Raw genomic sequence first — 12,775 nt, forward strand, 5'->3', positions numbered from 1 at the left:
AAAGGGGAGATTTAAATGACAATCTGGACAGACTTAGCTGATTTGGAATATAAACTCTATTATGTTAATGCAAACGATATTAAAACGAGAGTATTAGAAGCAGGAACAGGAGAGCCCTTGATTTTGCTTCATGGTACGGGTGGCCATATTGAGGCTTATGCCCGAAACATCCGAGGCTTAAGTGAACATTTTCGTGTGATTTGCATCGATATGGTAGGACATGGCTACACAGCTAAACCAGATCGCCCATACGGAATTGATTATTATAGCGAGCATTTATTGGGTGTTATCCAAGCATTAGAGTTATCAAAGGTTTATCTTTCAGGTGAATCATTAGGAGGCTGGGTTGCTGCCTGGTTTGCGGCTGAACATCCAGAGTATGTGAAAGCAATGGTGTTAAATACGCCAGGGAACGTTAATAACAAACCTGAAGTTATGCAAAAACTGAAAGACTCCACGTTAAAAGCAGTTCTTGAAGCCAACTATGAAAATGTAAAAACCAGACTTCAGTGGTTAATGTATGATAAGAGCCAAGTAAACGATGAACTAATTGAATCTCGTTACAAGATCTATACACAGCCATCATATCAAGAGGCCGTTCATCATATCGTCTGCCTGCAGGATATTGAAGTTAGAAAGCTGTACAGCTGGGATCCATCATGGTGCGGTAAAATCAATGTTCCGACATTGTTAGCATGGACAGACCATGATCCAACTTCAACCGTTGAAGAAGCCAAACCGATTCAGGATATGATTCCAGCTAGTGAGTTGGTTGTCATCAAAGATGCCGGACACTGGCCGCAGTGGGAGAAACCTGAAGAGTTTAACACAGTATTAATAGACTTCTTATTGAAAAATGGAAAAGAAGCTGCTAATCAAAACGACGCATCTTTGGTAACAAAATAATAAGACGACACTTTGAGAGCGCTATTGATTGATTCATAGGTTAACAGGTTATTGAATCTATGAAATAGTGCTTTATTTTTTTACAAAAGGAGTTTTAACTATGAGCAATCAAGTCATTCATCGTGTTCAACATGTATATGAGCTTTTGCAGCAGGCAGAAGCCGCTAAGCAATCCATTACACCACTTACTGATTTGTATCAAGAATTATCCGTTGATGAGGCGTATCAAGTCCAACTTCTCGCAATTAATGAGAAGGTTGGAGATGGCCAGCGTATTGTTGGGAAAAAAATTGGGTTAACCTCTGTTGCCATGCAGCAGCTGTTAGGTGTGGATCAACCAGATTACGGTCATCTATTGGATTCCATGGAAGTAAGTAATGACGGGGTCATCAGCTTAGATGCCATGTTTCAGCCAAAGGTTGAAGGCGAGATTGCCTTTGTTCTCAGCAAGGATTTGAAAGGTCCATCTGTGACCATCGAGGATGTCCTTGATGCGACAGAGTATATAGCCCCAGCCTTAGAAATCGTCGATAGCCGGATAACCGACTGGAAGATTACCTTAGCAGACACGATTGCCGATAATGCATCAAGCGGATTGTTTGTCATTGGTGAGGAGCGATTCTCGTTAACGGATATCGACTTACCATCGATTGAAATGAATTTGTTTAAAAATGGTGTACTGATTAATACAGGATATGGTTCAGATGTGCTAGGCCATCCTGCCAAATGTGTGGCCTGGCTGGCAAATAAGTTATCCGAATACCAGGTTGTTTTGAAAGCGGGAGAAGTGATTTTATCAGGGGCATTATCTGCAGCAGTAGTGGCCGAAAAAGGGGATCGGTTCACTGCTGGATTTTCACATATTGGTAAGGTGGAAGTTACATTTAAGTAATGACCTAAAAGGACTTTTTCATTGATGGGGTGGAAAGGTCTTGAAGTCAAAGTGGTATCATTCTATGAAAACGAACGAGGGGAAAAGGGAGAAATTTCAAGGAGGGCCTTATATGGAGCAAAAGAAAAGTGCAGTTTCAAAAAAAACATGGGTGATCATCTTCCTGTTATTTTTATTAACGGTCATTAGTAATGCGGATAAGGCGATTATTGGGTTTGCCTCAGTATCAATTATCAAGGAATTGGGATTATCGCCAGAGCAATGGGGAGTTGTCGGGAGTGTTTTCTTCTTACTATATTCGCTTTCAGCTGTTTTAGGCGGCAGTCTTGCGGATAAAATTGGAGCGAAAAAAGTCATTGCTGGTATGGTCGCAATTTGGTCCATCGTTCAATTTTCAACGATCTTTGTCAGCAGCTTTACTTATTTATTGGTAACCAGAATCATTTTAGGAGCTGGGGAAGGACCTTCCTACGCTTTAGCGATGACAGCTGCCTCAAAGTATCTTCCAAAGGAAAAATTGGGGATTGGTTTAACATTGGTTTCAGTGGGCGGACCGCTTGGTGTTGCCATTTCAGCACCGGTCTTAATGCATCTCATCATGAGCTATGGATGGCGCTCGGCGTTTATCTCAACTGGAGTAGTAGGCTTTATTTGGATTATCGTGTGGTTATGGATCGCAAAAGAGAAAGCGGTTACAGATACTGAGTTGGTTGCAACAAAAGGCAGTACCCCGTTATCCACTATCCAAAACGAAACAAATTTCACCTCTGCCTTGTTTTCGAAAAATTTCATCTTCGTTGCCTTATGTGGTTTTGCCACTTATTGGTCCTTTACGATTGGGCTGAACTGGCTTCCTAATTATTTGGAAAATGTCCGCCACCTCAGCGAAGGTACTTTAAAAATTGTCGTAGCATTGCCTTGGATTTTGATTACCCTTTCGCAAATTACCTTTTCAACCATTTCTGACCGACTGTATCATAAGACGAAAAGTATGGTAAAGGGACGGATTTTTGTCCTTGGACCAGTAATGTTAGCGGGAGCCGTCAGCTACTTTTTCGGAGCAATGGTCAGCTCTAATCTTCTTGCCATTGTATTATTATCACTTGGGTTAACATTTGGATGTATTACCTTGGTCATGGGACCAGCGATTCTAGTAGATTTGGTTGCACCTAAACATCAAGGTAAAATTCAGGGGTGGTTTATGGCGCTTACTTCATTGGGTGGGATTGTCGGCCCCTATGTAACAGGGTATTTCATTGAACACTCAGCAAGTCCAGCCGCTGGCTTCCAGTATGCGTTCCAATTATGCGGGCTAATCCTTCTTGTTTTCGGTGGACTAGTTTGGCTGGCCGTCCGTCCTAAAGAGATTGAAAATTCAGACCTATCAGATGTAAATACATCAAATGTCATGTAAAATATAGTAAAATATAGTAAAATACACAAAAAGCGAACAGTGCCTGGCACTGTTCGCTTTTTATACGTGTCGATTGCGACCCGCTAACATCCCAAATACCATAACGACTAAAGAAATAAGGATGAGTGCGCTAAGTGGAACTGTCCATAAATGGGTCTGATCAAATAAATATCCAATAAAAAAGGGGCCCGCTGCTGCAAGGATATACCCAGTTGATTGTGCCATTCCAGATAACTCTGCAGCCTGGCTGGCATTCTTGGTGCGAAGTCCGATATAGGTTAGTGATAATGGAAAGATTCCTCCCAAAGCCATCCCAATGAAAATAATGCTAACAATTAAAACGGGATAGGATGAGCCCAACAGTAAACCTCCATAACCAATAATAGAGCATAGGCTTAACAGGAATGCGATCCATTTTTGTGATTGGAAACGTCCTGCAATGACAGGAATGAAGAAACTGAAAGGTAGTCCGACTATTTGAGCGATTGAAAGCAGCCACCCTGCTTTCTCCATACTCATTCCTTGACTATGCAGGATTTCTGGTAACCAAGAAATTGTTACATAAAATAAAAAAGACTGAAACCCCATAAATATGGCAATTTGCCAAGCAAGTGGTGAACGCCAGGTTTGATTAGATTTAGAACTAAGCCTTTTTATATCTGTTTGACTTCCATGATTATATTTGAAAAGAAAGGCCCATACTAAGATGGCTATTACGACCGGAATTCCCCAAACAATTAAAGCTCCCTGCCAGCCCAGGTGCATGCCGTCTGCTAAAGGAACACTAACTCCTGACGCTAATGAGGCAAACAATCCCATAGATGTAGAATAAACACTTGTCATAAGACCGAAGTGCTGTGGGAATTTGTCCTTTGCAATGGCTGGTAAAAGAACATTTCCAACGGCTATACCCACTCCAATAAAAAGAGTCCCAGTAAAAAGGAAAAACGTCATTGGGATGGATCTTAGACCTATACCGATTAATAGAGTGAACAAACCTATAAGCAAAGTCACCTCATTTGTTAACCGATTGGCGAGCTTTGGTACGATGGGTGACATGATGGAAAAAACAAGTAATGGCAAACTCATTAATAAACCTGTACTCCAATGTGCTAGTCCAACATCTTTCTGTATCATTCCAACTAACGGCCCTAATGATGTGATGGCTGGGCGCAAATTAAATGCTACCAGTATAATCCCCGTAACAAGCCAAAATATATAGGTCGATTTCGTTTGAGTATATGATTTTAGTAACTCCACTATTAGAACCTCCCACTCTTAAAACAAACTTTCTAAAGTATACCATAGTGAACAGAGAAGGAGTTAAATGTAACAGAGCTACTTCCATATTTTTCAGAAGAAGGACCCCAATTATACAATCTGTGCTAAAAATGTTGTATTTAATTAATGTTGATAAAACAAGAAAAAACAGCAAACCAGGATTTGCTGTTTTTAATGTCATTTAAATGTTTATTTTATTTTTTTCTCTTATAAAGAAAACCCGTTCGGATTTTCTGCAGTCCTTTTCTTTACCCCATTTTGGTTCTGTCTTTTGGCTTTTCGGAAATGGAACAGTTCGTAGAACGTTGGAATGACAATCAGTGTAAGTAATGTAGACACAATCAGTCCAAAAATCACCACGACAGCAAGCCCTTTGGAAACAAGATTCATGCTCATGGCGGATTCGTGCGCAAAGAGTAGCGGAACCATGGCAAATACGGTGGCGAGTGCCGTCATCAAGATTGGACGAAGACGCACGGTTCCTGCTTCTATAATTGCTTCCCGAATGGCCATACTTTCTTCGTTATGGCGGATTCGGTCGACTAAGACAATGGCGTTCGTCACGACGATACCCACAAGCATCAGCATGCCAATTCCAGATGAGATATCAATGCTTGATTTTGATACAACGAGTCCTAATAGAGAACCGATGGCGGCAAGCGGAAGGGAAAGCAAGATAGCAAAGCTGGCACGGAATGATTTCAGGGTGATCAAAAGAATCATGAATACAATTCCGATCGAGAACAAGGCAAGCTTTCCAAGTTCCTTCAAATCATCAGATGACTGCATAGAAGATCCTGTGAGTTCAGCGCTTGTTTCATTCCCAAACGCATTGTCTTTTTCCCATGTCAGTAATTGTTTCTTGATTTCTCCGGCAACGTTGACCATTTTCTTCGGATCGACCGTGGCGCTCACCTGAAGATAGTGATGTCCGTCTTTGGAATAAAGGGTGCCCGGTTGTTTGATCTGTTCGATTTTTGCCACTTTTGATAACAATACCGGACCGTCTTGTGTCATAATTTCTAAGTTTTCCAAGTCTTTCGATGTATGGACTTCCTTTAACGCACCGAGTTTCACCATAGTGGTACGTCCGTCGATCTTCATGCTTCCGATGACAGCCGGCTTCAGCATCGCATGAAGAGAACCAGAAATTTCCTCAGCGTTGGCGATTTTCGGATCCACTGTAATGGTCACCGTTGGTTTTTGGTTCTCATCATTACTTTCCACTTTTTGAACACCTTTGATGGTGTTTAATTTTTTTATGATGATATCGGCTGCTTTTTTAATTTCCAAATCGTTTTTACCTAACACATCCACGGAGACGGTGGTTTTGTTTTCACCCATTAGACCAGCTGTATTAGCTGTTAACTCAGCTTTAGGGAATTGATCTTTTGTTTTTCGCAAATTTTGTGCAATCTTCGCAGAATCGGCGCCTTCTTTCAAAAACACCATGAACTGGATTTGATTCCCGTCCTGAAGTTCCCCAAACTGTGCCGCATCGGCATTATTGCCGACTTGAACAATGTTATTTTTCACACCCTTTTCATTTGAAAGAATGGTTTCCATCTTGGAAAGACCATTTTGAATGTCTTCAAATTTCGCCCCGTTTTCATACTTTAAAAGAACGGAAAGATACGCACTGTCTTTTTGGTCTACCGAGCCTTTTGGAATCATGGTGAATAATCCGACGGCACCGATGACCACAACAACCGATAGGACAATCGGAAGCCATTTATGATTCAAAGACCAACGAAGAACAGAAGGATAAAAGGTTCCTGATTTGTGTTCTTTTGTTCTGACATTTTTCATCAATCGGCCGCTGAGTGCAGGCACTACGGTTAATGCCACAAGGAGTGAAGACAACAGCGAACAGGTAATGGTAATCGCAAACGGGGCGATTAAATCTCTTAAACTACCAGAAGCAAGTGTCATCGGAAGAAACACTGCTACGGTCGTAAGAGTAGACGAGGTAATGGCAGCTGCCACTTCTTTTACCGCTTCCACGATGAATGATGGTGTAAGTTCCTTTCCTTGTTTTCTTCGGAAGATGTTTTCCACCACTACGATACTGTCGTCTACGAGTCGTCCAACGGATACGGCTATCCCGCCTAGTGTCAGAATATTTAAAGTGACACCAAAGAAGGATAATAAAATCATTGTAATACAAAGAGATAGCGGAATGCTGATGATCGTAATTAAGGTCATGCGGAAGCTTTTCAGGAATAGCCAGATAATCAAAGTGGCAAATAAGGCTCCTGTCAGCACTTCTCTTGTCATCGAATTAATCGAATCGAGAACCGTATCGGCTAAGTTAATAAATACCGTTGCGGTTAATGTTCCTTTATAGTCATGGTTAATGTCCTTTGCTACATCTGCCACTTGCTTACCGAGGGTGACAGCATTGCTCGTTGAATCTTTCTGTACCACTATTTCAATAAAATTCTTTCCATTCATATGTGTAATACTAGTAGTATCTTTCTCTATCGCCACGTCAGCAACATCTTTCAGTTTGGTGGTCTTGTTTAACTGTAGGTTCTGAATGTCTTCAAGATTTTCTAATTTCCCTGTCACGATGATGCTGGTTTCTTGATCATTCAGGGTTTGTTCGCCTACGGCAACCGATGCATTTTTTCCTTTTAGGACGGTATACAGCTTTTCGAGAGGATAATGGGCAGCTGCCAGTTTTACCTCATCCACTTTGATCGAAAGTTGCTGATTTTTTCCTCCGTAGGTGATGACATTTCCGACCCCTTTAATATCCTTGAACAGAGGAAGGATGTCGTTGTCGAAGAGGTTCAGTTCTTTATTTCCAATTTCTTTATCGAACGTTAGCCCTAAGTAGACAACCGGAATCTGCGATGTATTGAGTAGTACAACATACGGTTTCATGACTCCATTTGGCAGATTGACCATCGAGATGCTGTCTTGAATCTGCTGCTTGGCTTCTTTCAGATTAGTGTCGGATTCAAACGTCACCGTCATCTGAGAAAAGTTATTGCCCGTTTCAGCCACCACATTTCGTTTCCCTTTGATGCCGGTTAATGCCTGTTCAATGGGCTGTGTGACCTGTTCGTCCATACTGACGGCGTCCATGCCGTTACCTACTGCCGAAATCGTAATATACGGCTGGTCTGCTGATGGCATGAGCTCCATTGGGATACTGGTATAACTAAAAACTCCGAAGATAATCGAGGCAATTACGGAAAAAACGAGAGCAGGTCTATTCCGCAATGCCCATTTGGTAAACCATGTCATAAATAACCTCCAAATGTTATGAAATTGTTAAACCAGGAAAATTATACCATCACAATTGAAGTGTTTCATCACAAATTTGAAAATTTATTAAATTTTACAAAACTTTACAATAACCTTCTTTGTTTATCAAAAAGCAGCGTAAAACCCCTAGATTTAGATATGGGGTTTTACGCTGCTTTTTTGTTCGATTTTTTAGGATAATGCATTAATTTTACTATATATTCTATGAAATTCATGGGTATAATGGAAATATAAACAGAACATTTGTTCTCTTGAAGAAGAAAAGAAGGAAGGAAGGAAGGTTTCACACGATGGAATTCAAGTCATTGTCCGAGAAGAAAGCAAGAGAAAAGTTAATAGGCAAGCACTTTACAAGTCCTTACCTATTAAAACCTCATCCAGAGAAATGACTCTATGATGTAACTCTTCATTCGAATCTAAAACTCCTATTACAATTTGATTGTCTTCTGTTATTGTGGCATACCTGAAATGTTTATCCCCATTAATGAGAAAAGCATTTACCTGTTTTGCCTCCATCTTGGCAAAGACATTTTCTGTGTACTCAAGTGGTAGAAAATCATCTAATCCTTCTGTTGGTCGACCAACCCATTTAAACAGGAAATCTTTGATTGCAAATTGCTCAATCATCGATAAATTTTTCTTGAATGTTAGCTTATCCACGGTTACTGTTTTCACTTTAATCACTCCTCAAATAGTAAGTAAAGTTTATCCTTTCAAATGCCTAACATCAACTGTATTACAGTGACAGAATATTTACATTTTGATTTCGGGTTATTTCAAATAAGAAATGTATATTAATCATTTTTTTATAATTGCCACTGGATTTCCTTGATGAAGCTCATATTTGCTATGGTTAGTTTCTAATTAAGCTAACAATACTTTTCTTCCATTTTTAAAATTTAAAAAGCCGAAAAAATACAAGTTTTTATTCACCACTTGTACATTTTCGGCTTATATTCATTCAATAAATATACCGCCATAACCTGCATTTTTTAATTACCAATAATAAATATTATGCGGATTGCTTTTGGTTTCTTCTTGCTCGACTTTCCTTTTTATTTGATTTTGATTTTCCTCTTGATTTTGACACTCTAAATAATAGTACAAATCCCGCACTCAACATTAAAGCCCATACAAGTGCGAATTTATTACCACTTAAATAGATACCTATACTAGGTATCAACAGAAGTACGATGCTTTTCAGGTAATAATTTACTTTAGGATTAATGACGATCAAAACTGATATCATAACAAGCAACGAAGTTTTGATATTATTCCCCATAAAGGAGTGATTAGTGTAATTTACGTAAAAGTAATACCCAAACGATCCTAAAATTGCTAATAAGGAAAGATAAAATCTCATAAACGAACTTTTATAAAACAGAATCCAAACGGCAATTAAATTAATACCTGCACATATTCCTAGTACATATAATGTATGATAAAACGTAAAATTACCAATAGGATCTTTCATAAAATTCCAAATGAAATTGAAGTTGTAACAAACAGCTGCTACTACAAATATCTTAAAGACTAGTTTTAATGAGAACATGCCCCCGTTCTTTTTCTTATTTGAGGATCTGGATCTGGATAGCGAATTTACTCTCGCTTCGCCATCTTCATCTACTTTTTTCTTTTTCCATCCCATAATCCATTGTTTAAATCCTCTTTCTTCTTGTTCCTCTTCCTCTTCTGCTTTATGTCTAGTAGCGTAATCTCTTTCTTTATATTCTTCATCATCAACTTTTTCTAATTGTTGATTCGAATTTGAATGAAAATCCAATGTCTATTCACCTCATAAATATTTTTTAATTATTATAAACTTATTTAGATATAATTAGTAATTTCTAAGCTCCTTTTTTAATAGAACGTTCCCTCAAGTGTACCACTATTAATTTAGTTTATCAGATACACTTTTTTCCACGGCTTAGAAAAGGGTACATCCATTAATAAAAAAATGAAAATGAGTTGAGGACATATGTCCTATCCAAACTACTTGGAAATATCCTTTAATATAGTAGAGAAATCTAAATTAGGGGAGAAAACAATGAAGGGGATTATCTTTGCATTATTAGGCGGGGCCTTTATTACCCTGCAAGGGATTGCCAATACACGGATTAGTGAAGACATTGGCACGTGGCAAGCAGCAACTATTACCCAGTTTACTGGTTTTATAATGGCTCTCATTATTTTAATGTTCGTTAGAGACGGTAAAGGGCAAGGCTTCAAACAAGTGAAGCCGTTATATTTGATGGGGGGCGCCTTTGCAGCGATTGTCATTTTCAGTAATGTCACCTCTATTCAGAGAATCGGTGTGACCCTAAGTATATCAGCGATCCTGATAGCCCAGCTTACGCTGACATTTATCATAGACAGTAAAGGATGGTTTGGCCTGGAGAAGCGGAAGATGAAGCTGCCACAGATTATCGGCATCGGGATGATGATCGTTGGTGTGGTGATACTAAGGTCATAAAAAGTGTCTTTTGGAATGTAGAAGGTGAAAGGCAGAGGTGAATAAGAGTGAAAGAACTGAATGATCAGGAGCAATTGGACGCTTATATCCAGACATATCAACTAGAAACGATCTTTCATGAACCATTCATTCCCCATTTGTCGCTGTACTGCTTTGAGCAAGGGGAGCTCATCTGTTCTCAAGGGGAAGCATCACAGTATTTGTATGTACTAGTGAAGGGGAAGGTTAAAATCTACACCAGCTCGCCAGAAGGTAATACACTCATTCTTTCTTTTAAGAAACCGCTTGAAGTGATCGGCGATATTGAGTATGTACAGGGCATTGACATTATTAACACAGTTGAGGCGGTATCCCCTGTTTGGATGATTGGTATTCACCATCGCTGGTTAAAGAAATATGGAAGTGACCATGCACCTCTCCTGCAATTTTTATTGGATATCATTACGAAGAAATTCCATCTAAAAAACAACTCGATGAGCTTCAATATCATGTATCCCGTAGAGGTGCGTTTGGCTAGTTATCTATTGTCTGTTTCCTTTGATGAATCCGATTCACTTAATAAAAACCAACTTAGCATCAGTATCAAGGATGCAGCTAATTTAATTGGAACGAGCTATCGTCATTTAAATCGGGTCATCACACAATTTTGTGAAGATGGTCTAATTGAGCGTAATCGAGGGTCCATTTTAGTTAAGGACAGGAATGGATTAAGGGATCTCGCCGGGGGTAATATTTACGAATAGCCTTAAAAAATATCAACACAAGGGAGAGAAATCGGATGATTCTAGGATTATTGTTTGCGATTATTGCCGGTGCGCTGGTAGCTTTGCAAAATATTTTTAACAGTAAAGTTAATGAACGGGCGGGATCTTGGGCAACGACTACCTTAGTATTAGGGATGGGATTCCTTGCTTCATTGACGTTTGGGCTCCTCTTTGAAGGGGGAAAGTTATTTCACTTGCAAAATATGCAGACTTGGTACTGGTTCAGCGGTCTGATCGGAGTAGGAGTGGTTGTTTGTCTCGTTCAAGGGATCAAGCGGCTCGGACCAACCTATGCCATCGCTATCGCACTGACATCACAGCTCGTGGTTGCTCTATTAGGGGACACATTAGGCTGGCTAGGGTTGAATAAGGTTCCGTTTACTGTCAATCAGTTGATCGGTGTGTTGGTTATTGTCGGTGGAATTGTCGTCTTTAAATTTGGCGGGAGCGGTGAGGGTCAGAAAGTGTTTACTTGGCCATTTGCAAAGGGGAATAAAGTTTCCGAATTTCAAAAGTAGTTTTCAATTTACCGGGGAATCGTTTCAGGAGAATAGGAGCGGTTCTTTTTTTCGCCTGACGTAGTGAGTCCTACTGAGCGCTGCGAAACATTTTAAGTTTGTTTGCGAAAAAGAAATCTCTCCTGCTCTCGTATGAATCAAAAAAAGCAGAATGACTAGTTCATCATTCTGCTTTTTTTGTTAATAAACTTTATCCCCGTTAAAGATGGAATTCTTAACGACGACATAATCGACATTACGGATGGCGGCTAACTTATTTCCTCCTGCGTAAGAAATAGAGGATTGAAGGTCTTGCTCCATTTCTATCAACGTTTCTTTTAACGAGCCTTTGTACTCGACAAACATTTTTTTGCCTTCTACATTTTTCTTTTCCCCTTTTTGAAATTCCGATGCTGATCCAAAGTATTCTTTATAACACTTACCATCTTTCTCGATCGTTTCACCTGGGGATTCTTCATGCCCAGCAAATAAGGAGCCAATCATCACCATGGTTGCTCCGAATCTAATGGATTTGGCGATATCGCCATGTGTCCGGATCCCGCCATCAGCAATAATCGGCTTACTTGCTGCCTTTGCACACCAACGCAGTGCAGCTAACTGCCAGCCCCCAGTCCCAAATCCAGTCTTAATCTTGGTGATACATACCTTTCCAGGTCCAATCCCAACTTTAGTCGCATCCGCACCAGCATGCTCTAATTCTCTGACTGCTTCTGGAGTTCCGACATTTCCAGCTATGACAAAGCTGTTAGGTATGTACTTCTTAATATGCTGAATCATTTTAATTACCGCATTGGAATGACCATGTGCGATATCAATCGTAATGAATTCTGGTGAAATCTGTTCCTCAGCTAATTGTTGGATGAACCGGTACTCCTCCTCTTTCACTCCAACACTAATAGATGCCAATAAATCTCGAGATTTCATATCTTTGATAAAAGATAATCGCTTACCTGGTTCAAAACGATGCATGATATAAAAGTAACTATTTTCCGCTAAGTAGATAGCTATTTTTTCATCGATAATCGTCTGCATATTTGCTGGCACCACTGGCAGCTTGAATGTATGCCCGCCTAAGGATACTGTGGTATCACACTCAGAGCGGCTATTTACTACACTTTTTGCCGGAATCAATTGGATATCTTCATAATCAAATACATTTTCCATATCATTGTCCTCCTCGAAAACAAACAGTAATTAGCTTAAATGTTCACTCAATGCAAAGATAAGGTTATCGGTTTCAATTGGTCTTAT

General features: G+C 39.7%; 11 protein-coding genes. 6 read left to right on the forward strand and 5 right to left on the reverse strand.

The window, feature by feature from the left end; all coding sequences use genetic code 11:
- The first annotated feature begins 15 nt into the window (after positions 1-15).
- The 3 genes from CCK98_RS04830 (at position 16) to CCK98_RS04840 (ending at position 3,212) form a co-directional block, all read left to right on the forward strand.
- Positions 16-906, forward strand: coding sequence for an alpha/beta fold hydrolase (locus CCK98_RS04830; RefSeq protein WP_088085531.1), 891 nt, complete (start codon positions 16-18; stop codon positions 904-906).
- 100 nt (positions 907-1,006) lie between these two features.
- Positions 1,007-1,798 (forward strand): 2-keto-4-pentenoate hydratase, encoded by a 792-nt coding sequence (locus CCK98_RS04835; protein ID WP_088085532.1) that lies wholly within the window; start codon positions 1,007-1,009, stop codon positions 1,796-1,798.
- A 112-nt stretch (positions 1,799-1,910) separates the two neighbouring features.
- Entirely contained in the window at positions 1,911-3,212 is a 1,302-nt protein-coding gene (locus CCK98_RS04840) for an MFS transporter (RefSeq protein WP_179195717.1), read from the forward strand.
- Between the two features lie 60 nt (positions 3,213-3,272).
- Here the strand turns inward: CCK98_RS04840 and CCK98_RS04845 are convergent, their stop codons facing one another.
- The 4 genes from CCK98_RS04845 to CCK98_RS04860 all read right to left on the reverse strand — a co-directional run bounded on the left by CCK98_RS04845 (position 3,273) and on the right by CCK98_RS04860 (position 9,552).
- On the reverse strand, positions 3,273-4,472 hold the full coding sequence (locus tag CCK98_RS04845) for an MFS transporter (RefSeq protein ID WP_088085534.1): 1,200 nt from the start codon (positions 4,470-4,472) through the stop codon (positions 3,273-3,275).
- A 228-nt stretch (positions 4,473-4,700) separates the two neighbouring features.
- A complete protein-coding gene (locus CCK98_RS04850; RefSeq protein ID WP_088085535.1) occupies positions 4,701-7,748 on the reverse strand; it encodes an efflux RND transporter permease subunit in 3,048 nt (1,015 codons plus the stop codon).
- 369 nt (positions 7,749-8,117) lie between these two features.
- Positions 8,118-8,444, reverse strand: a complete 327-nt coding sequence (locus tag CCK98_RS04855; RefSeq protein WP_088085536.1) for a hypothetical protein — start codon at positions 8,442-8,444, stop codon at positions 8,118-8,120.
- 337 nt (positions 8,445-8,781) lie between these two features.
- On the reverse strand, positions 8,782-9,552 hold the full coding sequence (locus CCK98_RS04860) for a hypothetical protein (protein ID WP_088085537.1): 771 nt from the start codon (positions 9,550-9,552) through the stop codon (positions 8,782-8,784).
- Positions 9,553-9,816: 264 nt separating this feature from the next.
- Here CCK98_RS04860 and CCK98_RS04865 point away from each other — a divergent pair, with 264 nt between their 5' ends.
- Genes CCK98_RS04865 through CCK98_RS04875 form a run of 3 tightly spaced genes read left to right on the forward strand, consistent with a single transcriptional unit; the run spans position 9,817 to position 11,524 of the window.
- A complete protein-coding gene (locus CCK98_RS04865) occupies positions 9,817-10,242 on the forward strand; it encodes a DMT family transporter (RefSeq protein ID WP_088085538.1) in 426 nt (141 codons plus the stop codon).
- Positions 10,243-10,289: 47 nt separating this feature from the next.
- Entirely contained in the window at positions 10,290-10,985 is a 696-nt protein-coding gene (locus CCK98_RS04870) for a Crp/Fnr family transcriptional regulator (protein ID WP_088085539.1), read from the forward strand.
- A 35-nt stretch (positions 10,986-11,020) separates the two neighbouring features.
- Positions 11,021-11,524, forward strand: coding sequence for a DMT family transporter (locus CCK98_RS04875; RefSeq protein ID WP_088085540.1), 504 nt, complete (start codon positions 11,021-11,023; stop codon positions 11,522-11,524).
- A 180-nt stretch (positions 11,525-11,704) separates the two neighbouring features.
- On the opposite strand, the gene guaC is transcribed toward CCK98_RS04875, so the two are convergent.
- Positions 11,705-12,688, reverse strand: a complete 984-nt coding sequence (gene guaC / locus CCK98_RS04880) for a GMP reductase (RefSeq protein ID WP_088085541.1) — start codon at positions 12,686-12,688, stop codon at positions 11,705-11,707.
- Between the last annotated feature and the right edge of the window lie 87 nt (positions 12,689-12,775).

The organism is Bacillus sp. OV166 (genome assembly GCF_900177675.1).
Lineage (GTDB): Bacteria > Bacillota > Bacilli > Bacillales > Cytobacillaceae > Neobacillus.

Coding starts and splice junctions, on each gene's coding strand:
- CCK98_RS04830 (WP_088085531.1), top strand. CDS start 16: ATGACAATCTGGACAGACTTAGCTGATTTGGAATATAAACTCTATTAT.
- CCK98_RS04835 (WP_088085532.1), top strand. CDS start 1,007: ATGAGCAATCAAGTCATTCATCGTGTTCAACATGTATATGAGCTTTTG.
- CCK98_RS04840 (WP_179195717.1), top strand. CDS start 1,911: ATGGAGCAAAAGAAAAGTGCAGTTTCAAAAAAAACATGGGTGATCATC.
- CCK98_RS04850 (WP_088085535.1), bottom strand. CDS start 7,748: ATGACATGGTTTACCAAATGGGCATTGCGGAATAGACCTGCTCTCGTT.
- CCK98_RS04865 (WP_088085538.1), top strand. CDS start 9,817: ATGAAGGGGATTATCTTTGCATTATTAGGCGGGGCCTTTATTACCCTG.
- CCK98_RS04875 (WP_088085540.1), top strand. CDS start 11,021: ATGATTCTAGGATTATTGTTTGCGATTATTGCCGGTGCGCTGGTAGCT.
- guaC (WP_088085541.1), bottom strand. CDS start 12,688: ATGGAAAATGTATTTGATTATGAAGATATCCAATTGATTCCGGCAAAA.